This window comes from Streptomyces sp. NPDC006335 (assembly GCF_040612795.1).
Taxonomy (GTDB): Bacteria; Actinomycetota; Actinomycetes; order Streptomycetales; family Streptomycetaceae; genus Streptomyces.
Genome location: NZ_JBEXQX010000004.1, coordinates 245,491 through 271,688 on the forward strand (window position 1 = coordinate 245,491; position 26,198 = coordinate 271,688).

Annotated in this window: 20 protein-coding genes; 11 read left to right on the forward strand and 9 right to left on the reverse strand. The window is 71.3% G+C overall.

Annotated elements, in window-relative coordinates; all coding sequences use genetic code 11:
- Window positions 1-47: 47 nt before the first annotated feature.
- Window positions 48-1,862, forward strand: a complete 1,815-nt coding sequence (locus tag ABZ098_RS14950; protein ID WP_356590930.1) for an ABC transporter ATP-binding protein — start codon at window positions 48-50, stop codon at window positions 1,860-1,862.
- A 93-nt stretch (window positions 1,863-1,955) separates the two neighbouring features.
- Here the strand turns inward: ABZ098_RS14950 and ABZ098_RS14955 are convergent, their stop codons facing one another.
- The 3 genes from ABZ098_RS14955 to ABZ098_RS14965 all read right to left on the reverse strand — a co-directional run bounded on the left by ABZ098_RS14955 (window position 1,956) and on the right by ABZ098_RS14965 (window position 5,684).
- On the reverse strand, window positions 1,956-2,978 hold the full coding sequence (locus tag ABZ098_RS14955) for a TolB-like translocation protein (protein ID WP_356590932.1): 1,023 nt from the start codon (window positions 2,976-2,978) through the stop codon (window positions 1,956-1,958).
- A 519-nt stretch (window positions 2,979-3,497) separates the two neighbouring features.
- Entirely contained in the window at window positions 3,498-4,805 is a 1,308-nt protein-coding gene (locus tag ABZ098_RS14960; RefSeq protein ID WP_356590934.1) for an MFS transporter, read from the reverse strand.
- Window positions 4,806-4,832: 27 nt separating this feature from the next.
- The gene (locus ABZ098_RS14965) at window positions 4,833-5,684 is read right to left on the reverse strand and encodes a glycosyltransferase family 2 protein (protein WP_356590936.1); all 852 of its coding nucleotides are present in this window, start codon (window positions 5,682-5,684) and stop codon (window positions 4,833-4,835) included.
- A 247-nt stretch (window positions 5,685-5,931) separates the two neighbouring features.
- Here ABZ098_RS14965 and ABZ098_RS14970 point away from each other — a divergent pair, with 247 nt between their 5' ends.
- The 8 genes from ABZ098_RS14970 to ABZ098_RS15005 all read left to right on the forward strand — a co-directional run bounded on the left by ABZ098_RS14970 (window position 5,932) and on the right by ABZ098_RS15005 (window position 17,209).
- Window positions 5,932-7,371, forward strand: coding sequence for a sugar transferase (locus tag ABZ098_RS14970; RefSeq protein ID WP_356590938.1), 1,440 nt, complete (start codon window positions 5,932-5,934; stop codon window positions 7,369-7,371).
- Between the two features lie 23 nt (window positions 7,372-7,394).
- The gene (locus tag ABZ098_RS14975; protein WP_356590940.1) at window positions 7,395-8,450 is read left to right on the forward strand and encodes a Gfo/Idh/MocA family oxidoreductase; all 1,056 of its coding nucleotides are present in this window, start codon (window positions 7,395-7,397) and stop codon (window positions 8,448-8,450) included.
- Window positions 8,451-8,494: 44 nt separating this feature from the next.
- Window positions 8,495-9,481 carry an NAD-dependent epimerase/dehydratase family protein gene (locus ABZ098_RS14980; RefSeq protein WP_356590942.1) on the forward strand — a complete coding sequence of 329 codons (987 nt, stop codon included), beginning with the start codon at window positions 8,495-8,497 and terminating at the stop codon, window positions 9,479-9,481.
- A complete protein-coding gene (locus tag ABZ098_RS14985; protein ID WP_356590944.1) occupies window positions 9,478-10,617 on the forward strand; it encodes a DegT/DnrJ/EryC1/StrS family aminotransferase in 1,140 nt (379 codons plus the stop codon). The genes ABZ098_RS14980 and ABZ098_RS14985 overlap by 4 nt, the downstream gene beginning before the upstream one ends.
- Window positions 10,614-11,303 (forward strand): acetyltransferase, encoded by a 690-nt coding sequence (locus tag ABZ098_RS14990; protein ID WP_356590946.1) that lies wholly within the window; start codon window positions 10,614-10,616, stop codon window positions 11,301-11,303. The genes ABZ098_RS14985 and ABZ098_RS14990 overlap by 4 nt, the downstream gene beginning before the upstream one ends.
- Window positions 11,300-12,418, forward strand: a complete 1,119-nt coding sequence (locus tag ABZ098_RS14995; RefSeq protein WP_356590948.1) for a DegT/DnrJ/EryC1/StrS family aminotransferase — start codon at window positions 11,300-11,302, stop codon at window positions 12,416-12,418. The genes ABZ098_RS14990 and ABZ098_RS14995 overlap by 4 nt, the downstream gene beginning before the upstream one ends.
- A 71-nt stretch (window positions 12,419-12,489) precedes the next feature.
- A complete protein-coding gene (locus ABZ098_RS15000; protein ID WP_356590950.1) occupies window positions 12,490-16,089 on the forward strand; it encodes a DUF4082 domain-containing protein in 3,600 nt (1,199 codons plus the stop codon).
- Between the two features lie 73 nt (window positions 16,090-16,162).
- Window positions 16,163-17,209: a glycosyltransferase gene (locus ABZ098_RS15005; protein ID WP_356590952.1), complete on the forward strand. Its 1,047-nt coding sequence runs from the start codon at window positions 16,163-16,165 to the stop codon at window positions 17,207-17,209.
- A 17-nt stretch (window positions 17,210-17,226) separates the two neighbouring features.
- Here ABZ098_RS15005 and ABZ098_RS15010 read toward each other — a convergent pair whose 3' ends face one another.
- Window positions 17,227-17,889, reverse strand: coding sequence for a hypothetical protein (locus tag ABZ098_RS15010; protein ID WP_356590954.1), 663 nt, complete (start codon window positions 17,887-17,889; stop codon window positions 17,227-17,229).
- 71 nt (window positions 17,890-17,960) lie between these two features.
- Between ABZ098_RS15010 and ABZ098_RS15015 the strand changes: the two genes are divergently transcribed.
- A complete protein-coding gene (locus ABZ098_RS15015; protein ID WP_356590956.1) occupies window positions 17,961-19,976 on the forward strand; it encodes an O-antigen ligase family protein in 2,016 nt (671 codons plus the stop codon).
- Complete coding sequence (locus ABZ098_RS15020; protein ID WP_356590958.1) at window positions 19,973-20,857, forward strand: glycosyltransferase family 2 protein; 885 nt, start codon at window positions 19,973-19,975, stop codon at window positions 20,855-20,857. The genes ABZ098_RS15015 and ABZ098_RS15020 overlap by 4 nt, the downstream gene beginning before the upstream one ends.
- Here ABZ098_RS15020 and ABZ098_RS15025 read toward each other — a convergent pair.
- The 5 genes from ABZ098_RS15025 to wecB are packed head-to-tail and all read right to left on the reverse strand — an operon-like array spanning window position 20,850 to window position 26,197.
- Complete coding sequence (locus tag ABZ098_RS15025; protein ID WP_356590960.1) at window positions 20,850-21,641, reverse strand: glycosyltransferase family 2 protein; 792 nt, start codon at window positions 21,639-21,641, stop codon at window positions 20,850-20,852. The genes ABZ098_RS15020 and ABZ098_RS15025 overlap by 8 nt on opposite strands.
- An 11-nt stretch (window positions 21,642-21,652) precedes the next feature.
- Window positions 21,653-22,708 carry a hypothetical protein gene (locus tag ABZ098_RS15030; RefSeq protein ID WP_356590962.1) on the reverse strand — a complete coding sequence of 352 codons (1,056 nt, stop codon included), beginning with the start codon at window positions 22,706-22,708 and terminating at the stop codon, window positions 21,653-21,655.
- Window positions 22,705-24,201: an oligosaccharide flippase family protein gene (locus ABZ098_RS15035; RefSeq protein ID WP_356590964.1), complete on the reverse strand. Its 1,497-nt coding sequence runs from the start codon at window positions 24,199-24,201 to the stop codon at window positions 22,705-22,707. Before ABZ098_RS15035 ends, ABZ098_RS15030 begins: the two co-directional genes overlap by 4 nt.
- On the reverse strand, window positions 24,164-25,030 hold the full coding sequence (locus tag ABZ098_RS15040) for a Wzz/FepE/Etk N-terminal domain-containing protein (protein ID WP_356590966.1): 867 nt from the start codon (window positions 25,028-25,030) through the stop codon (window positions 24,164-24,166). The genes ABZ098_RS15035 and ABZ098_RS15040 overlap by 38 nt, the downstream gene beginning before the upstream one ends.
- A gap of 51 nt (window positions 25,031-25,081) precedes the next feature.
- Window positions 25,082-26,197: a UDP-N-acetylglucosamine 2-epimerase (non-hydrolyzing) gene (gene wecB / locus ABZ098_RS15045; RefSeq protein WP_356590968.1), complete on the reverse strand. Its 1,116-nt coding sequence runs from the start codon at window positions 26,195-26,197 to the stop codon at window positions 25,082-25,084.
- Window position 26,198 lies beyond the last annotated feature (1 nt).

Below are 26,198 nucleotides of genomic sequence, written 5' to 3' on the forward strand. Positions count from 1 at the left end.
GACACTGCCGAACTCGGACCGCGACACCTCGAACACACAGGGTTAGGATGCAGACGTCTGAGGCACAGAAAACCGCACCGCGCAAAGGCGCGGTGCTGCTCGCACTTCGTTACTACGGACGGGAGTTGGCCCGGCTGCGGCGGCTGACCGCGCCCGCCATGCTGCTGTCGGCGCTGGGCAGCATCGGCATCAACTACATCGCGCCGCTGATCGTCGCCAAGCTCGCCGGAACCATCGCCGACGGCGGCGACATGACCGTCGGTTCCGCGCTGCCGTACGTCCTGGGGTTCGCCGGTGTCCTGCTGCTCGCGGAAGCGCTGTGGCGGGTCGCCCTGCACTGTCTGAACCGTCTCGACGCCCTCGGCATCGAGCACTTGTACGTGATCGGGATGGACGAGCTGTTCGCCAAGGACGCCTCGTTCTTCCACGACAACTTCGCCGGCTCGCTCACCAAGCGTGTCCTGAGCTTCGCCACCCGTTTCGAGCCGTTCGTGGACACCCTGGCGTTCCAGATCGTGGGCAGTTTCGTCCCGCTGCTGTTCGGCTCGGTGGTGCTGTGGCGCTACGAACCACTGCTCGTCGTCGGGCTGTTGACGATGATCGCGGTGACGGCGCTGTGCGCGGCACCCCTGATCCGGCGCCGCCAGGCACTGGTCGCCGAGCGCGAGGCGGCGGTCGCCCGGGTGTCGGGGCATGTCGCCGACAGCCTGATGAACATGGACACCGTCCGGGCGTTCGGCGCCGAGGCCCGTGAGGCCGCCGAACACCGCTCCCGGGTCGCGGTCTCACGCCGGCTCATGCTCAGGTCCTGGGACTACGGCAATCTGCGCATCGACACCTTCGTCGCGCCGATGTCCGTGCTGACCAACGCGCTGGGGCTGCTGCTCGCGGTCGCCCTCGGCGGGGGAGAGCACGGCGTGGAGGCGGTCGTGGTCGCCTTCACCTACTACTCCAACGCGACCCGGATCATGTTCGAGTTCAACCAGATCTACCGTCGCCTGGAGGGCTCGATGACGGAGGCCGCGCAGTTCACCGAACTGCTGCTGACCTCGCCGACCGTGCTCGACCCGCCGTCGCCCGAGCCGCTGCTGCCCGGGGCCGCCGATGTCCGCTTCGAACAGGTGAGCTTCGCGCACGGCGGCGCCGAGCGGCTCTTCGAGGGACTGGATCTGGTCGTGCCCGGCGGGACGAAGGTGGGGCTCGTCGGCCGGTCCGGCGGCGGCAAGACCACACTCACCCGGCTGCTGCTGCGGATGCAGGACATCGACGGAGGCCGGATCCTGGTCGGCGGACAGGACATCAGCAGGCTGCGCCAGACCGACCTGCGCAGTCTGATGGCCTACGTTCCGCAGGACCCGGCGATGTTCCACCGGTCCCTGCGGGACAACATCGCCTTCGCCCGGCCGGACGCCACCGACGCCGAGATCCGCCGCGCCGCCGAGGCGGCCCATGTCACGGAGTTCGCCGACGCGCTGCCGGAGGGCTTCGACACCCTCGTGGGGGAGCGCGGCGTCAAGCTGTCCGGCGGACAGCGCCAGCGCGTCGCCCTCGCCCGGGCGATCCTGCGCGACGCGCCGATCCTGCTGCTCGACGAGGCGACCAGTGCGCTGGACTCGGAGAGCGAGGTCCTGGTCCAGGAAGCTCTGTGGCGGCTCATGGAGGGGCGGACCGCGCTCGTGGTGGCCCACCGGCTGAGCACGGTCGCGGGCATGGACCAGCTCGTCGTCCTCGACCGCGGGCGGATCGTGGAGCAGGGCAGCCACCAGGAACTGCTCGCCCTGGACGGCCCGTACGCGAAGCTGTGGCACCACCAGTCGGGCGGCTTCCTCGACGAGGACCCCGTGGAGGCCGAGTTGCACTGAACGCGGGCTGCGGACCGGCTGAACGGTGGCTGCGGACCGGCACGAACGGTGACTGCGGACCGGCGGGGAACGCGCGACTGCCGGCTTCCGCCGCTACAGGGGAGCCGGGGAGGACGCTCCGGCGATCAGCAGACGCGGCTTGCCCTTGCCGTTCGCCGGGACGCTCCACAGGTCGCTGGTTCCGACCTTGCCCTCGGCGGGGAGGGCGTAGGCGACGGTCTGGTTGTCGAGCCAGGCGGCCTGGTCGTCGACGCTGTGGCGTTCGGCGAGCGGCGTCTCCTTGAGGGTGCGCAGGTCGAGGACGTACTCGTGCCAGAGGTCGGTACGCGACAACACCCGCTTCTTGAACGCCACTCGGGTCCCGTCCGGGGAGAGCGAGGGGCACTCCACGTTCTCGGTCAGAGTGGTGACCTCGCGGCCGGAGAGCGAACCCCGGACCAGGTAGGTCTTGTTGGCGGTGTTGAGGGTGGCGTAGAACGTGTCGTCGTCCGAAGCGAAGGTGACACCCCAGAAGTTGACGTCCGCGGCCTGGTAGGACCTGCCGTCCAGGGTGATGGAGAACTCCTCCAGGCTGGGCGTCAGTTTCATGGTGCGGGTGTCCAGGACCGAGGTCCGGGTGGAGAAGAAGGCCGACGCGTACGACTCCCCGGAGACGAACACGGTCCACGCGACGAAGCGTCCGCTGGGGGAGACCCGGGCCCGGCTCGGGGTGCCCGCGAGCGCGTAGGTGTGCCGGGTGCGCAGGTCGGCGTCCAGGAGCAGGGCGCGGTTGCTCTGCTTGAGGACGCCGGGGTTGGACTGGAGGCAGACACCGGTGCCGGCCGCCGCGTAGAAGCGCGCGCACTTGAGGTCCGAGGCGGTCCGGCCGCCCTTCGGATCGGCTGACGGGACCGAGGCGACCGCGGTGCGGTGCGGGCCCGCGGCGGCGTTGATGAACGTCAGGCGGTTCTTCTGGTCGAGCGTCAACTTGCCCGAGCCGACGGAGGGGCCGCCCGCCGCGGGTCGGTTCGCGCGGTCCGCCCGGTCGGCGGCGTGCAGCACCATGCCCGTACCCACGCCCGCGAGCAGCAGGACCGCCGTGAGCAGGACGAGCAGGCGGCGGCGTAGCGGTGTCATGTGGTTCCTCGATGTGGCTGGAGTGGACTGGGGGGCTGCGGGGCCCTGGTGGGTGTGGTGATCACCGGGGCCGTTCTGACCCCGGTCCTTCGGGATGGTGACGGGCATGTGGGGCCCGGGGTTGCCGAGGCCGTGGGGGCTGTGGTGGGCCGCCTTCGTTGCGTCGAGGATGCTGCGGTGGGCGCTGAGGACTCAGTACCGGTGAGGCTGTGTGTCGGCCGTCGAGGACTCCGTGGCGTCCGGACGGTGGCGGGTATGTGGCCCTCGGCGTCGTCGCAGCCGTACTGGGTTGGCCGGTTCTCGGGCCTGTCGAGGCTGTGGCGGCTGGTCGGGGTCGCCCGTGTTCCGTCGAGGACTCCGTACCGGCCGGGCCGTGCGGGGCGTCGGGGAGTCCGTACCGTCCGGACGGTGGCGGGCATGTGGGGCTCGGGCCACGTGCGGCTGTGGTGGTCGATCGGGACTCGGGTCGCCGTAGGTGGGGCCGTCATCGTGGATCCCCGTGCCTCGACGTCTTGTCGCTCATGCGGTGCCGTGCCCCGGTCGCAGGACCCTGCTCGCCACGGCCGCGCAGCACAGCAGGCCGATCGCCGAGGCGGCCAGTGCCGGGCCGTCTCCCCACACCGTCCAGGCCGCGCCGAAGGCCAGGGAGCAGCAGAAGCGGGCCAGCGCCTGGCTGGTGCCGACGATGGCGAGGCCGCTGGCGCGAAGGTGTTCGGGCACGATGTCCGCGAGGGCGGCCGGGAGCACGCCGTCGGTGGCCGCGTAGAAGACCCCGTGCAGGGCGAGCACGAGGAAGGGGAGGGCCGGAGTCGCCGGCGCCCACAGCAGGAGGGCGTAACCGGTCAGCAGCGCCCCGTGCCCGGCGAGGAAGACGGCGTGCCGCCCGACCCGGTCGGCCAGCGCGCCCACGGGCACGGCCAGCAGCAGGAACACGACCGCCGTGCCCAGCGGGAGCAGCGTGAACCACTGCTCGCCGATGCCCGCGCGGCGTTGCAGGAGCAGGTAGACGAAGGCGTCGCTGACGGTGGTCAGGCCGAGGAGCGCGGCGCAGCCGGCGAGGGCGCGCAGGCGGGGCAGACGCAGGAGTGCGAGGGCTTCCCGGACGCGGACGGGGGAGCGGGCGGTGGTACCGGGTTCTTCTTCCGCCTCGGTGCGCTGCCGTCCGCCCGGTACGAGCCCGTCCGTGCCGCCCTGCCGCCTGCCCGGTACGAACAGCACCAGCACGACCACCCCGAGCACCGCCACGCACGCGCTCACGCCGAACACCGCGTCGTAGCCGTCGGCCGCCGCGCTCAGGATGAGGAAGGCGGCGAGCGGTCCGAGCATCGCGCCGGTGGTGTCCATGGCCCGGTGCACGCCGAAGGCCCGGCCCTGTTTCCCGGACGGCGTGGACAGGGAGATCATCGCGTCGCGCGGGGCGGTGCGCAGGCCCTTGCCGGTGCGGTCCAGGGCGAGGACCGTGCCGAGCGCGCCGATGCTGCTCACCAGCAGGAGCAGCGGCTTGCACAGCGCGGACAGGCCGTAGCCGAGACCGGCGAGGAGTTTGTGGTTGCGGATGCGGTCGGCGAGGTGGCCGCCGGTCAACTGGACCAGCGCGCTGACGCCGTTGTAGACACCGTCGAGGGTGCCGAAGGCCAGCGGGCTGAACCCGAGCGTGCTGACCAGGTAGAGCGGCAGGACGGCGGTGACCATCTCCGAGGAGATGTCGGTGATCAGGCTGACCGTGCCCAGCACGAGCACGACCGGGGCGACCCCGGGGCGCAGGCCGCGTCTTCGGCCCTGATCGGTGTCCGCCCCCGCGGGCGCGGAGCGGTCGGTGAGGTACATGTTCGGGAACTCCCGATCTGGTGCGCTTCAGTTCTGTCGGCTGCTCTCGTCCCGCAGCCAGGTGCCGAAGTCCTGGGCGCGGATGGCCTTCGCGGCCCCACGCCGGGCGACGACCGCCGCCGCGACGAAGACTACGACACCCGTGATGAGCCCCGGCTCGGCGCGGACCAGGGCGATCAGATCCGCCTTGCTCGTGCGCGCCGACGCCTCCTGCGGGCTCTGGTGATGTTGTTCGACCTGGGTCGTGGACACCGCCGCGCGGACGCGCCGCTTGATCAGATCCGGCCATGTTCGCGGCGGCTGGACCACGACACGGGCCGCGTCGACCACGAGTCGCTCCTCGGGCGCGAAGGCCAGGGACGCGGCCAGGTCGTCGGCCATCAGCGGCGGCAGCGCGGCGATCCGGGCGTGCCCGGCCTTGGAGACCGCGATGACGCCCCGGCCGAACAGCCCCGCGCGCACCGCGGGCAGCCGCTGCCACACCCGGTAGTAGGCGCGCACCCGCCAGGCGCTGCCGGCCAGCGGGATCCTCCGTTCGGGCGCGGTGGCGAGGATGCCCGAGGTGGGGTCGTCGAGGGGCTCGGTCAGCGCCCGTACGTCGGCGCTCCCGATCACGACGTCGGCGTCCACGTAGAGCCGGGGGAAGCCGCGGGCGTGGTCGTCACCCGCCCGCAGAGCGGCGTGTTTGGACGGCACGGGGATCTCGACCACGCGCACGCGAGGACTGCGCGCGGCCGCGATCCGCGCGGTGTCGTCCGTACAGCCATTGCACACGACCACGATGTCTGTCTCGTCCTCCACGGAATCGGCCAGAAGTGAATCGAGGAGCCGGCCGATGACTTGCGCCTCGTTGTGGGCCGGGATCACGATGCTCGTCACCTGGGCAGTATGCAGTCGATGTCACTATTGCGATGTGTGTTTCGTCCAACTGTTCCCGTGACTGCGTTCGGTGGTCTAGATTGAGGGCCGCCGAACCGGTTTGGGTGGGGAGCTCGAGGTCCAAGCCGACATGTATGGGGACATGAAGCGGTTGGGGAACCGCTGCGGCTTCTTTTGTTTCAACTGCCGCTGTGTCGGGGGCACATCGGTGTTCGGTCAGGGGTAACCGTGCACGTGTGGGGGGCGCATGACCATTGAGGTCACGCATGAGCAACAGCTTGTGGAACATCGAACTCCACAAGGTCGCCGAAGACCTTGGGAGCAGAGGTACCGGATCGTCCTGCTGGTCGCGGACAGCCTTGCCGCTGTTGCCGCGGCCTTCGTGATCCACGCGGCCTACGGCCGCTGGGCGGTGGCCCTGGTGCTGCCCCCGACGTGGATCGTGGCGATGGTCGCCCATCGCACCTACGACCGCAGCGCCTTGGGGCTGGGGACCGAGGAGTACCGACGGGTGCTCCGCGGGGCCGTCGCACTGCCGGCGCTCGCCGCGGTCGCGCACTGGTCGTTCACCCACGATTCGGCCCTCCTTCATGACATGATCATGGCTGCGGTGCCCGCCGCCGCCCTCGCCCTGCTGGTGCGGTACACGCTCCGGCGCCGACTGCACCGCAGATGGGCGAGGGACCGGGGCCGCAGCGCCACGCTCCTGGTCGGTCCGGCGCACGGCATCGCGGACCTGGTCGCCGTACTGCGGCGCGATGGCGGCCAGGAACTCCGGGCCGCGGGCGTGTGTCTGAGCGATCCTCAGAACGCCGCGGAGGTCCGCAGGTTGGGGATTCCGGTCCTCGGCGGTGTGGACACCATGGACGACGTCATCCGGGCCATGGGCATCGGCACGCTGGTGGTGCTGCCCGCGCCCGAGTTCGACGCCTCCGTCCTGCGCCGGATGTCGTGGACCGCCGCCGCGCGGGGCGTCGACTTCCTGCTGGCCCCCGTCCTGGCCGACGTGGCAGCCGCACGGCTCGCGGTGCGGCCCACCAACGGGGTGCCGCTGGTGCGCGTCCAGGCGCCGAACCTCTCCCGGACCGCCCGGCTGCCGAAGGAACTGCTGGATCGTTCCTTCGCGGCCACGCTGCTGCTCCTGCTCGCCCTGCCCATGCTGCTGATCGCCCTGATCGTCCGCCTGGACAGCTCCGGACCGGCACTGTTCCGGCAGCAGCGGGTGGGCCGGTACGGCGACCACTTCACCATGTTCAAGTTCCGTACGATGCGCCCCGATTCGGAGGCCCTGCGCGCGGAGCTGGAGCACCTCAACCAGAACGGTGACGGTCTGCTGTTCAAGGTGAAGGAGGACCCGCGGATCACCCGGGTCGGCTCCTTCCTGCGCCGCAGCTCGCTCGACGAACTGCCGCAACTGATCAACGTGGTCAGGGGCGACATGTCGCTCGTCGGCCCGCGCCCGCCGCTGCCCGAGGAGGTCGACGAGTATCCGGCGGAGGTCAGACGCCGGCTGCTCGTGAAGCCCGGCCTCACCGGGCTGTGGCAGGTCAGCGGCCGCTCGGACCTGCCGTGGGAGGAAGCGGTCCGGCTCGATCTCGCATATGTGGACAACTGGTCGACCAGCCTCGACCTGTCCATCCTGGCGCGCACCACGACAGCGGTGGTGCGCGGAACGGGGGCCTACTGATGGACCGAAGGAAGAGGAACCAAGTGACGCAGACCAGCGAGCCGTTGGGGGTGGCGGTCGTCGGGGCCGGCTACTGGGGACCCAACCTCGTCCGCAACTTCCAGGCCAGCGAGCGGTTCCGGCTGCGCTCGCTCGTCGACCTCGACGTGGACCGGGCCCGGCGGGTCCTCGGCGGCTACTCGACCGTCGAGGCCACCTCGGACTACGCGGCCGTCCTCGCCGACCCCGACGTGGCCGCCGTCGCCGTGGCCACGCCCGCCGGGACCCACCTCGACATCGCCCTGGCCGCCCTGCGCGCCGGCAAGCACGTCCTCGTGGAGAAGCCGCTCGCGGCGACCTACGCCGACGGGATGCGGCTGGTGGCCGAGGCCGAGGAGCGCGGGCTCACCCTGATGTGCGACCACACCTACTGCTACACGCCCGCCGTGGGCCGGATCCGGGAACTGGTCCACTCCGGCGAGCTCGGCGAGATCCACTTCGTCGACTCGGTCCGCATCAACCTCGGGCTCGTCCAGAAGGACATCGACGTCCTGTGGGACCTGGCCCCGCACGACCTGTCGATCCTGGACTTCATCCTCCCGGCGGGCGTCGAGCCGGTCGCCGTAGCCGCCCACGGAGCCGACCCGATCGGAGCCGGACAGGCCTGTGTCGCCTATCTGACGCTGACGCTGAGCACGGGCGCCATCGCCCACGTGCACGTCAACTGGCTGTCGCCGACGAAGGTGCGCACCACCATGGTGGGCGGCTCCAAGCGCACCCTGCTCTGGGACGACCTCAACCCCCTCCAGCGGGTGTCCGTCTACGACCGGGGCGTGGACATGGCCGCGCCGCAGGAGATCGGCGCGGAGGAGCGCCGGGACATGCTCGTCTCGTACCGCTCCGGAGACATGGTCGCGCCCGCGATCGGCGAGAAGGAAGCGCTGCGGAGCATGGTCGACGAGTTCGCCGACGCGATCGGCACGGGCCGGGCGCCGCTGACCGACGGCCGGGCGGGCCTCAGGGTGCTGGACATCCTGGAGGCGGCCTCCCGGAGCCTGGAGTTCAAGGGCGCGGTCGTCGGCCTGCGTGCCGAGCGTTGAGCGACACCCATCAAGCGATGCGATTCCCTGAGAGGGCACAGCAGTTGAGCAGCGTACGTGGCAAGAAGATCCTGGTCACCGGAGGAGCGGGCACCATCGGCTCCAACCTGGTCGACCTGCTGGCCGAGGGCGGCGCCCGCGAGATCGTCGTACTCGACAACTTCGTGCGCGGGCGCCGGGCCAACCTCGCGAAGGCCCTGCCCAGCGGCGTGGTCGAGGTCGTCGAGGGCGACGTCCGGGACGTCGACACCGTCAAGAAGGTCACCGAGGGCGCGGACCTGGTGTTCCACCTCGCCGCGATCCGCATCACCCAGTGCGCGGAGGAACCGAGGCTCGCCAACGAGGTCCTCGTCGACGGCACCTTCAACGTGCTGGAGGCCGCCGCAGCGGCCGGCGTCGGCAAGGTGGTCGCCTCCTCGTCGGCGTCCGTCTACGGCATGGCCGAGGTCTTCCCGACCACCGAGCGCCACCACGCCTACAACAACGACACCTTCTACGGCGCCGCAAAGGCCTTCAACGAGGGCATGCTGCGCAGCTTCCACGCCATGTACGGGCTCGACTACGTGGCCCTGCGCTACTTCAACGTGTACGGCCCCCGGATGGACATCCACGGCCTGTACACCGAGGTGCTCATCCGCTGGATGGAGCGGATCGAGGCGGGGGAGCCGCCGCTGATCCTCGGCGACGGCACCCAGACCATGGACTTCGTCGACGTCCGCGACATCGCCAGGGCCAACATCCTGGCCGCCGAATCCGACGTCACCGACGAGGTGTTCAACATCGCCAGCGGCACCGAGACCTCGCTGCGCGAGCTCGCCGACGGTCTGCTGGAGGCGATGGGGGCCGAGGGCCTGGAGCCCGTGCACGGGCCCGCCCGCTCGGTGAACTCGGTGGTGCGCCGGCTCGCCGACACCACCCAGGCCGCCGAACGGCTCGGGTTCACCGCCGAGATCGACCTGCGCACGGGCCTTCGGGACCTGGTCCAGTGGTGGCGCGCCGAGCGTTCCGCCGCCGAGGAGGCCGCCCGGTGAGCACCGACCGCATCCCCGTCATGATCCCCTGGCTCGGCGAGGAGGAGGCCAAGGCCGCCTCCGACGCCGTGCTGTCCGGCTGGGTCGCCCAGGGCCCCCGGGTCGCCGCCTTCGAGCGGGCCTTCGCCGAGCGGGTGGGCGCCGAGCACGCCGTCGCGGTCAGCTCCTGCACCACCGCCCTGCACCTCTCGCTGGTCGCCCTCGGCATCGGCCCCGGCGACGAAGTGGTGGTGCCCTCACTGTCGTTCATCGCCACCGCCAACGCCGTGCGGTACGTCGGCGCCGAGCCGGTGTTCGCCGACGTCGACCCCGTCACCGGCAACCTGACCCCGGCCACCGTGGAGCAGGTCCGCACCGCGCGCACCGAGGCCGTCCTCGCCGTCCACCAAGGTGGCGTGCCGGCCGATGTGCACGCCCTGCGCGCCGCCTGCGCGGACTGGGACCTGCCGCTCGTCGAGGACGCGGCCTGCGCCATCGGCTCGACCGTCGGCGGCAAGCCCGTGGGCCACGGCGCGCTGCTCGCCGCCTGGTCGTTCCACCCGCGCAAGCTCGTCACCACCGGCGAGGGCGGCATGGTCACCACCGACGACGCCGAGTGGGCCACGCGGCTGCGCCGGCTGCGCGAGCACGGCATGAACGCCTCGGCGGCCGAGCGCCACGCGAGCAACAAGCCGGTGCTGGAGAGCTACCTGGAGGTCGGCTTCAACTACCGGATGACCGACGTGCAGGCCGCGATCGGTCTGGTCCAGCTCGGCAAGCTCGACGCGATGATCGCCCGCCGCCGCGAACTGGCCGCGCGCTACGACGCGTTGCTGCGTGACATCCCGGGCCTCACCGCCGTACGCGACCCCGCGCACGGGCAGAGCAACTTCCAGTCCTACTGGGTGCTGCTCGCCGAGGACTTCCCCGTGGGCCGGGACGACCTGCTGGCCGCGCTCGCCGACGCCGGGGTCTCTGCCCGGCGCGGGATCATGGCCGCGCACCTCGAACCCGCCTACGCGGAGCACCCGAGCGTGCCGCTGCCGGTCACCGAGCGGATCAGCCGCGACTCGCTGATCCTGCCGCTGTTCCACACGATGACCGAGGCCCAGCAGGACCGGGTCGTGGCAGCCCTGCGCGAACAGGCCCGCGGATGACCGGACTCGTCATCGTCGGCGCGGGCGGCTTCGCCCGGGAGACCGCCCAGGCCGTGGCGGCCACGGGCGAGTTCGAGCTGCTCGGACACCTCGACGACAACGCGGACCTGCACGGCACCGACGTCGACGGCGTGCCCGTCCTCGGCGGCTGCGACCTGGTCCGTGAACTGCCCGGGGCGCGGGTGGTGATCTGCGTGGGCAACCCGCGCGACTACGCGGTCCGCGCCCGGCTGGTCCGGCGGCTCGGTCTGTCCGAGGACCGCTACGCCACGGTGGTCCACCCGGCCGCGGTGGTCTCGGCGACCTCGCGGATCGGCCCCGGCTCGGTCCTGCTCGCGCACTGCGTGCTGACGGCCGCCGTCCGGGTGGGCGCCCATGTCGCGGTGATGCCGCACGTCGTGCTCACCCACGACGACGTGGTCGAGGACTACGCGACGCTCACCTCCGGGGTCCGCCTGGGCGGGGGAGTGCGGCTGGAGCGAGGGGCCTACGTGGGCTCCGGCGCGCTGGTCAGGGAGGGTACGACGGTAGGGGCCTGGTCGCAGATCGGCATGGGGAGTGCCGTACTCGACGACGTCCCACCAGGTGAGGTCTGGGTGGGGAGCCCGGCCCGACGGCTGCGCGCGGCGGGGGCGCCCGCGCTGGACGAACTCGCAACACCGACAGTGGGGGGACCGCTGACATGAACCAGATTCCGCTTGTGGACCTCAAGGCTGCCCATCAGGAGGTCGCCGACGAGGTCAGGGCCGGTTTCGACCGGGTGCTGGCGAACACCGCGTTCGTCGGCGGCGACGAGGTCCGCCAGTTCGAGCGCGAGTACGCCGAGTTCGGCGGAGTCGCCCACTGCGTGGGTGTCGCCAACGGCACCGACGCCGTCGAACTCGCCCTGCGCGCCAGCGGGGTGGGGCCGGGCGACGAGGTCGTGATCCCCGCCAACACCTTCATCGCCACCGCCGGGGCCGTGGCCCGGATCGGTGCGCGACCGGTCCTGGCGGACTGCCTGCCCGACAGCCATCTCCTCGACCCCCGGGCCGCGTTGGACGCCGTCGGCCCGGCCACCAAGGCGGTCGTACCGGTCCACCTGTACGGGCAGATGGCCGAGGTGACCGCCCTGGCCGCCCAACTCCCCGACCACGTGCGGGTCGTGGAGGACGCGGCCCAGTGCCAGGGCGCGACCCGCGACGGCCGCGCGCCGGGCAGCGGCGGCGTCGCGGCCACCAGCTTCTACCCGGGCAAGAACCTCGGCGCCTACGGCGACGCGGGCGCGGTGCTGACCGACGACGAGGAACTCACCGGCCTGGTGCGGGCGATCGCCAACCACGGCGGTGTCGCCAAGTACCGCCACGACGTCCCCGGGTTCAACAGCCGCCTCGACGGACTCCAGGCCGTCGTCCTGCGCGCCAAGCTCAAGCGGCTGGCGGACGGCAACGCGGCCCGCCGGGCGGCCGCCGCCCGCTACGACGAACTGCTCGCCGACCTCGCGGCCGCCGGCCGGGTCGTCCTCCCGGTGACGGCCCCCGGCAACGTCCACGTCTGGCACCTGTACGTCGTCCAGGTCGCCGGAACCGACCGCGACGACATCGTCGGCAAGCTCAACGCCGAGGGCATCGGCGCCGGGGTGCACTATCCCGCCCCGGTCCACCTCACACCGGCCTACCGCCATCTCGGCCACGACCGGGGCGACTTCCCGAACGCCGAGAACGCCGCCGAGCGGATCCTGTCGCTCCCGCTCTACCCCCAGATCACCCCCGACCAGCAGCAGCAGGTCGTGGCCGCGCTCGCCGAAGCGCTCCGAGGCTGATCGGTCCCCTCACCACACGCCTCACCCCCGACTTCCGGGTCGGTCCTGCACAGCACCGCTGAGAGGTACACATGAACAGATGGAGCAGACGGCTCCGGGGCGGGCGCCTCGCCGTCATAGCCGCGTTGATATGGGCGGCGCTCCCGCAGGCGGGGACCGCCCAGGCGGCGGCCGATCCCTGCGGCACGGGTTCGAACCCGGTCGTATGCGAGAACTCCAAGGCGGGCAGCCCCATGTCCGACTGGTACTCGCCCAACGCCTACGGTGACATCAAGGGGTTCTCCACCAAGGAGAGCGTCCAGGCCGGTGACACCGTCCAGTTCAAGATCCAGTCACCGGTCTCCTACCGCGTGGAGATCTACCGCCTCGGCTGGTACGGCGGCGACGGCGCGCGCATGATCTCGACCCCGGCCCAGGCTGCCACGACCTACCCGGCCAACTACACGACCAAGGAAGCCAGTTGCACCACCAAGGCCGCCACCGGCCTGGTCGACTGCGGCAACTGGCCCGTGACCGTGAACTGGACGGTGCCCAGCGACGCCGTCTCCGGCCTGTACATCGCGAACCTCACGCAGACCGACGGCGACGGCCTCATGCCCTACCCGTTCGTCGTCCGCAAGGACTCCAGCACCTCCGACGTCGTCGTGCAGACCAGTGACCAGACCTGGCAGGCGTACAACGACTACGGCGGCCAGGACCTCTACGGCGGCACCGGTCCCGCGCCCGACGGCCGCGCCTACGAGGTCAGTTACAACCGGCCGCTGGACATCGGCGGCGACAACGGCATCTACGGCTCCGAGTACATGATGCTGTCCTGGCTGGAGCGCAACGGCTACGACGTCAGCTACCTGTCCGGCGTGGACGTGTCGACCAACGGCGCCACCCTGCTGAAGAAGCACAAGGTGTACATGTCGTCCGGGCACGACGAGTACTGGACGCAGAACCAGTACTCCAACGTCCTGGCGGCGCGGAAGGCCGGCGTCCGGCAGGCCTACTTCAGCGGCAACGAGGTGTTCTGGAAGACCCGGCTCGCCCCGAGCATCGACGGCGCGAACACCGCCAACCGCACCATGGTCTGCTACAAGATGACCAAGATGGTGCAGAACAACGGCATCGCCGACCCCAGCGGTGAGTGGACCGGCACCTGGATGGACCCGACCAGCACCCAGTACGGGCAGGCCTACCAGCCGCCGAACATCCTCACCGGTTCCATGTTCACGGTGAACGGGTACCGCGCCGACGCCATCACCGTCCCCGGCTCGTACGGCAAGAACCGGCTGTGGCGGGGCACCTCCATCGCCAACCTCACGGCGAACCAGACGGCCACCTTCCCGGCCGGCACCCTCGGCTACGAGTGGGACAGCGACATCCCCAACAGCACCCGTCCCGCGGGCGCGATCCACCTGTCGTCCACCACCGTGGACATCAACGACGGGAAGTACCGCCTCGACTGGGGCAACATGTACGGCAACGGCACCGCCACGCACAACCTCGTCGAGTTCCGCGACCAGGACTCCGGCGCCCTGGTCTTCGGCGCGGGCACCGTGCAGTGGTCGTGGGGCCTGACCAACCTTCCGACGTACGACCCGGCCGACACGGTGGTCACCGAGGACGCCCGCATGCAGCAGGCGACCGTGAACATCCTCGCCGACATGGGCGTCCAGCCGCTCACCCGGCAGAGCAACCTCGTCGCCGCCACGGCCTCCACCGACACCACCGGCCCGGCCGTCACCGTGACCAGCCCGGCCTCCGGAGCCACGGTCCCGGCACTGAAGCCGGTCACCGTCAAGGGCACCGCCTCCGACTCGGGCGGCGTCGTGGCCCGCGTGGAGGTCTCCACGGACGGCGGCTCGACCTGGAACGCCGCCACCGGCCTCGCGTCCTGGAGCTACACCTGGACCCCGACCACCCCGGGCTCGGTGTCGGTCAAGGTCCGCGCGGTGGACGACAGCGTCAACATCGGCGCCACCACCACGGTCCCGCTGACCGTCGGCCCGCAGACCTGCCCGTGCACCATCTGGCCGGCCTCGGCCGTCCCCGGCACCGTCAACGCGGGTGACGGCAGCTCCCTGGAGCTCGGCGTCAAGTTCCGCACCACGACGGCCGGTTCCATCACCGGCGTCCGCTTCTACAAGTCGCCCGCCAACACCGGCACCCACACCGGCAGCCTGTGGAGCGCCTCCGGCACCCGCCTGGCCACCGGCACCTTCACCAGCGAGACGGCCTCCGGCTGGCAGCAGCTCAACTTCTCCACCCCGGTGACCGTCAAGGCCAACACCACCTACGTCGCCTCGTACTTCGCCCCCAACGGCGGATACTCCTACGACGGCGGCTACTTCTCCGACAAGGCCGCGGGCCTCGCCCCGCTCACCGGGCTCCAGTCCGGCACCGACGGCGGCAACGGCGTCTACCGCTACAGCTCCACCAGCGCCTTCCCGTCCTCGGCGTCCTCCGGCAGCAACTACTGGGTCGACGTGGTGCTGGACACCTCGACGGCCAGCACGACCCCGCCGGCGGTCACCTCCACCTCGCCGACGTCCGGCGCGACCGGCACGTCGATCACGGCACCGGTGTCCGCGGTCTTCGACCACGCCATCGACGCCGACAGCCTGACGTTCACCGTCAAGGACCCGGACGGCAACACCGTGCCGGGCGCCAAGACGCTCCCCGCGTCCAACAAGGCGACCTTCACCCCGTCGACCGAACTGGCGCTGCACACCACGTACACCGCGTCCGTCCAGGCCTCCGACCTGTGGGGCAACGCCATGGCGGACCCGGTGACCTGGAGCTTCACCACCAGTTCCGAGCCGCCGGCGGTCACCTGCCCCTGCACGCTGTGGAACGCCTCCGCCACTCCGGCCACCGCCGCGGTGACCGGTGACGGAAACTCGGTCGAACTCGGCACCCGGTTCACGTCCTCGGCGGACGGCTGGATCACCGGCGTCACCTTCTACAAGGGCACGACCAACACCGGCACCCACACCGGCAGCCTGTGGTCCGACGACGGCACGCTCCTCGCCACCGGCACCTTCACCGCCGAATCGCCTTCCGGCTGGCAGACGATGACGTTCGCCACCCCGGTGGCCGTCACCGCGGGCACCGCCTACGTCGCCTCCTACCACGCGCCGAACGGCAACTACGCGGTGAACGGCGGCTACTTCACGGCAGCCCACCAGTCCTACCCGCTCACGGCCACGGCCGACACCAGCGCCCACCACAACGGGCTCTACCGGTACGGCAGTTCCACCGCCTTCCCGAACGGCTCCTACGGATCCGCGAACTACTGGGTCGGCCCGGTCTTCACCGCCGACGACCCGAGCGCGTCCCTGGCCACGGCCAACGCCTCGGAGGTGACCGCGTCCTCGCTGGCGCACACCGCCGACGCGACCAGCCCGCTCGTCACGTCCCTGCCCGCCTCGACCAAGCTGTCGTCCGTCACGGCGACCGTGACCGTCCTGAGCGGCTCCAAGGCCGCGAAGAAGCTCCACGTCACGGCCGTCACCTCCTACGACAGGGCCACCCACAAGGTGTCCGTGCACCTGTCGTCGCCGCTGCCGGACGGCACCCGGTTCAAGGTCGCCGTCAAGGCCCAGGACAAGAAGCACCACACGGTGAAGTCCAAGACCTGGACCCTGACCAGCAAGACGACCGTGCGCAAGAAGAAGAACTGACCGACCGACCCCACCGGTGGTGGCCCGTGCCCGGCAAGGCGCGGGCCACCACCGGGGATTGGCTTCCCCACAGATGAGCACCGTCAGTGTTGTCATCCCCTGCTACAAGTACGGCCACTTCCTGGCCGACTGCGTGAGCAGCGTCCTGGACGAGCAGGACGGCGTCGACGTCCGGGTGCTCATCATCGACGACGCCTCGCCCGACGACTCGGCGGAGGTGGCGCAGAAACTGGCCGCCTCCGACCCGCGCATCGACGTCCACGTCCACGAGACCAACAAGGGCCACATCGCCACGTACAACGAAGGCCTGCTGGAGTGGGCCGACGGCGACTACGTGGCCCTCCTCTCGGCCGACGACCGGCTGGTCCCGGGCGCCCTCGTGCGGGCCGCGGCCCTCCTGGACGCCCACCCCGAGGCCGGCTTCGCCTACGGGCGCCCCCTGCGCTTCCAGCACGGTGGCCCGCTGCCCAAGGCCCGTACCCGCAGCACCGGTTCGACCGTCTACCCCGGGCACTGGTGGCTGGACCGGCGCTTCCGCGAGGGCACCGGCTGCATCACCTCGCCCGAGGTCGTCGTCCGCACCGGCCTCCAGCGCAGGGTCGGCGGCTACGACCCGGCGCTGCCCCACGCCGGCGACATCGAGATGTGGATGCGGCTCGCCGCCCACGCCGACGTCGGCTACATCCGCGGCGCCGACCAGGCCTTCTACCGCGTCCACGGCAAGAACATGTCCACCGTCGACTTCGGCGGCCAGCTCGACGACCTGCGCCAGCGGCTCGTGGCCTTCGACTCGGTGCTCACCAAGTGCGCCGACCGGCTGCCCGACGCCGACCGCCTGGCCGACCAGGTCCACACCCGGCTCGCCCGCTTCGCGCTGCGCCGCGCCTACCGGGCCTACGACCGGGGACGTACCGCGGTCGTCCCGGTCGACGAGTGCGTGGCGTTCGCCGAGGAGTGCCTGCCCGGCTACCGGGCCCTGCCCGAGTACCGGGCGCTGCGGCTCAGACGCCGGATCGGTCCCAAGGCCATGCCCTACCTCCAGCCGCTGGTCTGGTCGGCCGTGGCCGAACGCGGGCGGGAGTGGCTGTGGTGGGAGTCCTGGAAGCGCCGCGGAATCTGATGAACCACCCGTACCACTCAGCTCACGACGGGCACCGGCTCGGTGCGACGGCGGCGGCCCGGGGCGTCCTTGCGGCGGCTCAGCAGATACCGGTCCAGCCACAGCGCCCCGAGGATCCCGCCCGCCGCGCCCAGCAGCGCCGTACCCGCCAGGCCCCGGCTCTTGTCGCCCTGCACCTGGGCGGCGCTCGGGGAGGTCAGGACGGTCGCGGTGATCCGCGCGCCCGTGGGAACTCCCTCGGCCTTCTGCAACGCGTCGACGTGCCGGGTGTAGACGTCGATGATGCGGCTCACCGCCGTCACCGCGGCCTCGGCACCGGACGCCTGCGACTGCACCTGCAAGGAGGGGATCAGATAGCGGGGCGTCGCGCTGGTGCCGCTGTTGCGGGGGACGAGATGGTAGGTCCCGTGCACGCCCGCCGCCTTCAACTCCTTGGCCCCGGCGGGGGATTCAAGCCGGCGTACGACGCCGTAGGAGAGCACGGCGAGCGGGGGCTGGAGGTTGGTGAGCTGGTTGGGCTGGTTCTGCGTCACCGGTGGCTTGAGCACCACCACCGCGGAGCCGACGTACTGAGGAGTGGGGCGCACCACGTGGTAGGCCCCGGCGGCCGTCAAGACCATCGCCACCACGAGGACATACCAGCGGCGGAGCAGCGCATCGGCGACGTTCCCGGGCGACATGTGAGTTCCTTCCGTCGCCCCCGATACTGGCAGGACATGTGTCCGGATGCCACCGAAAGGAGGAATGGTTCGTGAGCATTGGTGAGATATGGGCCATTCTGCGCCGACGGTGGTACTTCATGGTGCCTTTCACCGTGCTGAGCCTGCTCGGCGGCGCGTACCTGTACCGGACCGTCCCGGTCTCCTACGAGTCGCAGAGCTCGGTCGCGCTGCTGGACTCCTCGGCCGTCGCCCGGCTGGCCCCCACCTTCGGCAACCCCATCTCGAACGCGGGCGGTTCGCTGATCGTCACCGCCGACGTGCTGATCAGAACCCTCGAATCCAGCGACGCCGCCAAGGAGTTGCACGGCAGAGGCGTCACCGACCCCTACACGACCGGCTTCGCCCCGGACAGCGAGAGCCCGCTGCTCGTGCTCAGCGTCACCGGGACCGACCGGGAGAAGGTCCTCAAGGAGACCGACATCCTGACGGCCTTCGCGGGCGAGCAGCTCGACGCCCTCCAGGCCGCCGCCAAGGTGCCACCCGCCTATCTCGTGCAGACGGCCCCCGTGGTCCTGCCGCAGACCCCGGTGGCGGAGTCGAAGAACCGCTACCAGGGCATCGCGGCCGTCGTCATCGGAGGCGTCGTCAGCGCGTTCCTGCTGTCGATCCTGATGGAGGGCGTGACGGTGGTGCGCCGCCGCCGCAGGGCCGCCACCCCGCGTCAGGCCCGCGCACCCACCCGCGAACGGGTGGGCTGGCTGAACCGCCGCGTCGACGCCACCGCGATCCTCACCGTCTACCTGGCGCTGGCCCTCTTCATCCCCTCGAACCTGGCCCTGCCCGCACTCGGCGGCGTCGGCACCCCGGCCAACGTCTTCGCCCTGCTCGGCCTGTTGTGGTACCTCGCGACCTGGCTGGGCGGCCGCATCCTGCCCGCTCCGGGAACCAGGTTCGTCCGGATCTCGATGTGCGTGCTCGGCACGGCCGTCCTCATGGCCTACATCGCGGACGCCATGCGTCAGAGCTCGCACCAGGAGATCCTCGGCGCCGACCGAGGGCTCATCGGCTACCTGGTGTGGCTGTCGCTCATCGTCCTGACCTCGGCGGCCATGCAGGAACGCGCCCGGCTGGACGTCCTGATGCGCCGCGTGGTCGTCCTGGCCTCCGTCGTCGCCGCGATCGGCTTCTACGACTTCTTCGCGGCCACCAACATCGCCGACTCCATTCACATCCCCGGCCTCCAGACCAGCGTGGCCCAGGTGAGCGTCATGGACCGCGGAGCCTTCACGCGGCCCCGCGCCACCACCGCCCAGCCGCTGGAGTTCGCCGGCATGCTGGCCATCCTGCTGCCCTTCGCGATCCAGCAGGCCTTCGACCCGGTACGACGTCACCTGCACGTCCTGCGCCGCTGGGGCCCGGTGGTGCTCATGGGCGGCGCGCTGCCCCTGTCGGTGTCGCGGACCTCGATCGTGGGGCTGCTGCTGGTCGCCCTGGTGCTGGTGCCGCGCTGGAAGCCCGCCCGGCGCTGGGCCGCGATCGGCGTGATGACCGCCTCCGTGGCCGTCTTCAAGGTGCTCGTCCCCGGACTGATCGGCACGATCACCGGCCTGTTCGCGTCGTTCCTGTCCAACTCCGACAGCAGCACCCAGGCCCGCACGGTCAAGTACAGCGCGATCGTGCCCTACCTGAAGGAGCACCCGCTGTTCGGGCGGGGCTTCGGCACCTTCACCCCGGACCTGTACTTCTTCACCGACAACCAGTACATGCTGACCCTCGCTGAGATGGGCGTGCTCGGACTGATCGCCCTGCTCGTGCTGTTCATCACCGGTATCCACCACGGCGGTGCGATCCGCAGGCTGGCCCGCACCGAGTCCGACCGCGAGCTCGGCCAGGCGTTCTTCGCCTCCTCGCTGGTCGCCCTGGTCAGCAGCGCCACCTTCGACTCGCTCAGCTTCCCCATGTTCGCCGGCATGTTCTTCCTGGTGCTGGGGGCCGGGGGCAGCTACCTCGGTTTCATCCGGCGCGAGGCGGCCGCCGCTGCTCCTCCGGCCGCACCCCGCAGGACCGCCGAAGAGCGGCTTCCCCAACTCGTGGAGTCCCGTTGAGCCCCGTCGCCGTCATCGTCGTCACCTGGAACAGCGCCGAGGTGCTGCCCGGGTTCCTCGCCGCCCTCCCGGACGGCATGGCCGGCCTCGACTGGAGGCTGGTCGTCGCCGACAACGACTCCGCCGACGACACCGTTGAGGTCCTGCGCAAGCTCGCCCCCGACGCGACGGTCGTGCAGACCGGCCGCAACGCCGGGTACGCGGCCGGGGTCAACGCGGCGCTGGAGGCCGCCGGCGAGCACGGGGTGGCGCTGATATGCAACCCGGACATCAGGATGCGCCAGGGCTGCGCCAAGCGTCTCGTCGACAGCCTCGGCGACGGGGTCGGGATCGCCGTACCCCTGCTGTACGAGGAAGGCCGGGACACGCCCCACCACTCGCTGCGGCGGGAGTCGAGCGTGCTGCGGGCCCTCGGCGAGGCCGTCATCGGCAACCGGCGGGCCGGGCGCTTCCCGCGGCTGAGCGAACTCGTCACCGACCCCGGGGCGTACCGGCGGCCCACGCGGGCGGACTGGGCGACCGGCGCGCTCATGGCGATCTCGGCCGAGTGCCGGGCCGCCTGCGGGCCATGGGACGAGTCCTTCTTCCTGTACTCGGAGGAGACCGAGTACTGCCTGCGGGCACGCGATCTGGGCTGGGCCACGCAACTGGAGCCGTCGGCCGAGGCCGTGCACCTCGGGGGCGACTCGCAGGTCTCGCCCCGGCTGTGGTCCTTGCTCACGGTCAACCGGGTGCGGTTGTACCGGCGGCGCCACGGGGCCGTCGCGACCGCCTGCTTCCGGGCCGCCGTCCTGCTGCGGGAGACGTCACGGGCCGCCCTGGGCCGACGGGCCAGCAGGGCCGCGGTCGCCGCGCTGCTGCGACCGGGAGCGCTCAGCTAGACCACGTCGTCCAGAAGCTGCCGGGGTTCACCAGGTACCGCACGGTGGCGTGCGGTACGTGACGGACGGTGTGACCGCGGCTGTAGCGGTACACGAGCTCCCAGTCCTCGCGGGGCAGCACTTCGGGCGTGCGGCGCAGACGGCTGAAGCGGAGGGAGCCGTCGCGCCGGGCGACGAACGCGTTGGTGTCCAGGAAGGACTCCCTCGCGGCCCGGTGGCGGTCGAACTCCACGGACAGGACGTCCCGTTCGGTGCCGTCCGGCAGGACGCGGCGCAGCGCGGTGTAGACGCCGTCGGGGCCGCCGGGAGACTCCAGGACGGCCAACGCCCGTTCCAGATGGTCGGGTTCCCAGAGATTGTCGTCGTCCAGGAACGCCACGTAGCGCGAGCGGGTGAGACGGATGCCGACATTGCGCACGACGCCCGCCACGGCGGTGTTGCGGGCCAGCGAGACGGCGAACAGCCGGGGGTCGTCGGGGAGTTCGGGGAGGCCCGCGCCGTCGTCCACGACGATGACGACCTGGTCGCGCACCGTCTGGGCCAGCGCCGAGGCGACCGCCGCCCGCAGCGCGTCGGGGCGTCGGTGGGTGGCGATGACGGTGGCGACGAGGGCCTCGGGGAGGGGACCGAGGACCCCCTTCAGGCGGTGGGTCTCGGCGTCCTCCAGACGCCGCAGCCGCACGGCCGAGGGCAGGAGCAGGACCTTGTTGCGCAGTTCGAAGAGGACGAGCCAGCCGAAGGCGCGCTTGAGGAGTTCCCAGGGGGCGCGGGCGATGCGTCGCATGATCCTCTTCCTCAGCCTGCCGGTGCGGGGGTGACGGGGGTGCCGTCGGAGAACCGGTTGCCGCGCCAGACGTTGCCCGCGCCGCCCGCGTTCCAGGCGGTGACGGCTCCGTAGACGCCGGAGTAGCGGTGGTACCGAGTGGAGAACACGTTGTTGGTGACGGTGATCCCGGTGGCGCCGTCGCCGCCGCCGTACAGCGCGTAGGCGCCGCCGGCCAGGAGGTTGTTGTCGATGACGGTGTTGGAGACATGGCCGGTGTCCGCGAACAGGCCGACGGCGGCCGACGCTCCCTGGTCGACGGGGACCGGGTTGAGCAGGGTGTTGTGCCGGACGACCAGCGTGCCCTTGCTGCCGCCGCCGCTGATCACCGCGTCGGTGTGCTGCCACTCGCCGCCGTTGTTGCGGAAGGGGACCAGGCCGTGGACGTAGTTGTCGTGCAGGTGCCCCTGGCCCATGGAGAGGGCGTTGCCGAACACGGAGATGTCGCACCAGCCGACCTCGATGGAGCTGCTGCCCATGTTGGAGACGGCGTAGTTCACCCCGCCGTTGTCGGGACCCTTGCCCGGTACGGCGGTGATCGTGGTGTGCAGGACCCGCAGCCCGCTGAAGCCGGGGCGCAGGTTGATCCCCCACCAGTTGGTGGAGGTGATCCTGCTGTCGATGACCGTCACGTCGTTCGCGTAGACGTCGAGGGAGCCGCTGATGTCCTGGCCCCGGATCACGGCCCCGTCGGTCTTGACGCTGATGTTCCCGGCGGCGCGGGGCTTGAGCCGGATACGCGGACCCGTGGTGCCGGCGTTCGGGAAACCGGCCTCCCGGGGCGCGGCGGTGGTGGCCGGGGCGGTGCCGGGAGAACGGGCGGGCACGGACGGCTTGGGCCTGTGGGTGGGCGTCGAGATATCGGGGCTGACGGAGGCCGAGGCGCTCGCGGAGGGCGCCGGGTCGGCAGAGGCCAGGGGCGTCCGCGTGGGCGTGGGATCGGCCCGGTCGGCCTTCTCACCCCCCGAGGAGCAGGCAGCGGTCAGTAAAAGCGCCAGGCCGAGGAGGAATCGGCGGAGCGTGGTCATACGGTCTCCGGGGTCCGGGAGCCGAGCAGGAAACGGCGGCTGGGCAGCACGCACAGCACATAGCAGGCCAGGGCCGCCGGGCCGATCACGAACAGGGCGAGGGTGCCGTCGCCCAGCAGCCGCTTGGTGCCGAGGAGCACCAGGGTCATCGCCACGCCGCCGAGGAAGGGCCAGGCACAGGCCCGCGCGACGGAGGCCAGGCCGATCCCGGCGCGGGCGAGGGCGTAGAGGAACACGGGGACGACGAGGCAGGCGCCGACCAGGACATGGCCCTGGGCGACACCGACGATGCCGCCGAGACGTGCGCCGACGATCAGGACGGGGATGAGGGCGGCGACCCACAGCCCCTGGACGAGGATGAGCGAGCGGCGCTGACCGACCGCCACGAGACAGTCGTAGGCGAGTTCACAGACGATGCGGATCAGCCCCAGGGCCATCAGCCACGGCAGCGCCTCGGCGGCGGGCAGCCACTTGCCGCCGTAGACGAGGTGGATGACCGGGGCCGCCAGGCCGCCCAGCAGGACGCACAACGGCACGGTGCCCGTGACCAGGACGCCCAGGGCGCGGCTGAAGCCCTGGGCCAGGGCCTGCGGCGAGTCGGCCAGGCGGGAGAAGCCGGCGAAGGAGACCCGCCGGGCGGCCTCGGAGATGACGCGGACCGGCCAGCCCGACATGTTGAACGCCAGGACGTAGAAGCCGAGCGAGATCTGGCCGAGGGAGGACCCCACGACCATGGTGTCCACGTTGACCACGGCCAGGGCGAGCAGGCTCGCGCCGGCCAGCGGGAGCCCGAACTTCAGCAGGGCGCGGGCCTGTTCGCGGTCCCAGCCGAACCGCAGGGTGCCGGGGACGGCGATCGCGCAGCCGACGAGCGCGGCCACGTTGCCCACCACCGCGCCGCAGGCGAAGCTCATCGCGCCCCAGCCGGCGAAGGCCAGCACCAGGGTCACGGCGGTGCTCAGGACGAAGTTGAGCGCGTCGATGACCATCCGCCTGCCCTGGGCGAACTCCCGGGTCAGGATGCCGGCCGGTATGTGCGCCACCGCGTCGATCACCAGGCACAGGCACATCACCCTGAGGACGCCCGAGGCGTCGGGCGAGCCGAGCAGTCCGGCCACCGTCGGCGCCGAGACGAACAGGGCGACGTACAGCAGACCGCTGGACAGGAGGCTCAGGGTCAGCACGGTCGGTGCGAAGCGGCGCGGGTCGCCCTCCCAGCGGATGATGGCGAGGCTCACGCCCAGTTCGTTCGCGGACAGCAGGACCAGCAGCACGGTCTGGGCGATGCCGTAGACGCCCCACTCGGCGGGCCCGAGCGCGAACCGCGCCAGCAGGATGCCGGTGGCGAAGTTGCCGAGGCGCATGACCAGGGTGTTGATCAGGCTCCAGCGGGCCGCGGAACGGACCTTCGTGCCGAGCGAGTCAGGGGCGGGAGACGACGGTCTGTCGCCCGTCTCAGCTCTCTCGCTGTCCGGTGTGCGAACGCTGTCCATGTGTCGACTCCTCGTCGAGCGCGTCGGCGGCGGGCGCCACGGTCATGACGGACCGCCCGGCCCGCGGCCCTTCGGCGCGCCGCTGCTCGGCGGACCGCTGCTCGGCGGACCGCGACCAACTGGGCGGCGTCCGCAGGGCCATGGTCTGCTCGGCGACCGACTCCGCCGCCTCGGTGACCGGCTCCGGGTCGGCGCCCGTCCGCACGGGTTCGTCCTCCCGCACGGCCGGCCGCGGGCGCCGGCGCGCCTCCACGTAGAAGGTGGCGACGAGGCTGAGGACCAGGCCGAGGCCCCCGGCCATGATCATGTACTCGAGCCGGGTCTTGGTCTGCGGCATCGGGTTCTGCGGGGCCACGATCGTCGTCATGCGGATCATGGCGTTGGTCGTGACCGACTGCTGCTTCTGGAACTGCACCAGCCGCTCCTTGGCGTACGCGGTCAGGACGCGGTTCGACTTCAGTACGGCCTTCTTGTCCGTGCCGGTCACGGTGAGCCACATCAGCGGCCCCTGCGCGTTGTCGGCGAGCTTGGCCTCGAACGTGCCGGTGGCGCCACGGGACTTGAGCTCCCGGAGGGAGGCGTCGGAGTTGAGGTTGCGGGCCAGACTGTCGGCCATGCCGGTCAGCGAGGTCTGGGTGCTGAGGAAGGGGTTGCCGTCGTAGGCCTTGGTGGCCTTCTCGGAGTTGAGCAAGACCACCGTGCTCTGCGACTGGTAGGTGACCGGGACCGTCAGCGCCACGGCCACCGTCAGGCCGATGGTCAGCAGCAGCCCCGGCAGCAGGACGTACCAGCGCCTGCGCATCACCCGGAAGATCTCAGCGAGATCCATGGTGGTCCCCCCTCGCGCCCAAACGTTCGACGAGCATATGTTGCAAGCGGATCATATGGGGAACGTTCGATCGGTGGGCCTCGGTCGGGTGTTCGCCGTGCCTCCCCCCAGCAGGACCTCGGCGATCCGGTCACTGGCGTGGCCGTCCCAGAGCTCGGGCCGGCGCGGCGCGGGCGGTTCGTCCAGCACCCGGTGCACCACGGAGACGATCCGGGCCGGGTCCCGGCCGGCCAGGACGTTGGTGCCCTGTTCGACGGTGATGGGCCGCTCGGTGTTGTCCCGCAGGGTCACGCACGGGACGCCGAGCGCGGTGGTCTCCTCCTGGATGCCCCCCGAGTCGGTCAGCACGACACGCGCCGCGTCCTGCAGGGCGATGAAGTCCAGGTACCCGGCCGGCGGCACCAGTCGGATGCCGCCGGGCACGCCGATCTCGGCCAGCCGGCCGGCCGCGCGCGGATGCACGGGCAGCAGCAACGGCAGCCGGCCGGCGATCTCGCCGAGCGCCTTGAGCAGCCCGGCGAGAACCTCGGGATCGTCCACGTTGGCCGGGCGGTGGAGCGTCACCAGCCCGAACTCGCCCCGGGTCAGGCCGTGTCGTTCCAGGACGTCCGAGGCCCTGGCCCGCTCCAGGTTGGCGAGCAGCGTGTCGATCATGACGTTGCCGACCAGGTGGATCTGGTCCTCCCGGTACCCCTCGGCGCGCAGGTTGTCGGCGGCGTCGGGGGAGGGGGCCAGCAGGTAGTCGCTGACCCGGTCGGTGGCGACCCGGTTGACCTCCTCCGGCATGCCCCAGTCCCGGCTGCGCAGCCCGGACTCGACGTGGGCGAGCAGCGGCCCGGCCTTCGCGGTGACCAGGGCGCAGGCCAGGGTGGAGTTGATGTCGCCGACCACGACGACGATGTCCGGGGCGAGTTCGGCTAGCAGGGGCTCGAACGCGGTCATCACGCGTCCGGTCTGCTCGGCGTGGCTGCCCGAACCGACCCCGAGGAAGCGGTCGGGCGGGCGGATGCCGAGATCGGCGAAGAACACGTCGTTCATGGCCGGGTCGTAGTGCTGCCCGGTGTGGACGAGGATCACCTCGGCGCCCCGGCTCTCCAGGGCGTCCATCACCGGTTTGATCTTCATGTAGTTGGGGCGGGCCCCCGCGACGCAGACGATGCGCGGCATG

Coding starts and splice junctions, on each gene's coding strand:
- ABZ098_RS14990 (WP_356590946.1), top strand. CDS start 10,614: ATGACCGGACTCGTCATCGTCGGCGCGGGCGGCTTCGCCCGGGAGACC.
- wecB (WP_356590968.1), bottom strand. CDS start 26,197: ATGCCGCGCATCGTCTGCGTCGCGGGGGCCCGCCCCAACTACATGAAG.
- ABZ098_RS15035 (WP_356590964.1), bottom strand. CDS start 24,201: ATGGACAGCGTTCGCACACCGGACAGCGAGAGAGCTGAGACGGGCGAC.
- ABZ098_RS14955 (WP_356590932.1), bottom strand. CDS start 2,978: ATGACACCGCTACGCCGCCGCCTGCTCGTCCTGCTCACGGCGGTCCTG.
- ABZ098_RS14995 (WP_356590948.1), top strand. CDS start 11,300: ATGAACCAGATTCCGCTTGTGGACCTCAAGGCTGCCCATCAGGAGGTC.
- ABZ098_RS14960 (WP_356590934.1), bottom strand. CDS start 4,805: ATGTACCTCACCGACCGCTCCGCGCCCGCGGGGGCGGACACCGATCAG.
- ABZ098_RS15000 (WP_356590950.1), top strand. CDS start 12,490: ATGAACAGATGGAGCAGACGGCTCCGGGGCGGGCGCCTCGCCGTCATA.
- ABZ098_RS14950 (WP_356590930.1), top strand. CDS start 48: ATGCAGACGTCTGAGGCACAGAAAACCGCACCGCGCAAAGGCGCGGTG.
- ABZ098_RS15030 (WP_356590962.1), bottom strand. CDS start 22,708: ATGACCACGCTCCGCCGATTCCTCCTCGGCCTGGCGCTTTTACTGACC.
- ABZ098_RS15040 (WP_356590966.1), bottom strand. CDS start 25,030: ATGGATCTCGCTGAGATCTTCCGGGTGATGCGCAGGCGCTGGTACGTC.
- ABZ098_RS15005 (WP_356590952.1), top strand. CDS start 16,163: ATGAGCACCGTCAGTGTTGTCATCCCCTGCTACAAGTACGGCCACTTC.
- ABZ098_RS15025 (WP_356590960.1), bottom strand. CDS start 21,641: ATGCGACGCATCGCCCGCGCCCCCTGGGAACTCCTCAAGCGCGCCTTC.
- ABZ098_RS15010 (WP_356590954.1), bottom strand. CDS start 17,889: ATGTCGCCCGGGAACGTCGCCGATGCGCTGCTCCGCCGCTGGTATGTC.
- ABZ098_RS14970 (WP_356590938.1), top strand. CDS start 5,932: ATGACCATTGAGGTCACGCATGAGCAACAGCTTGTGGAACATCGAACT.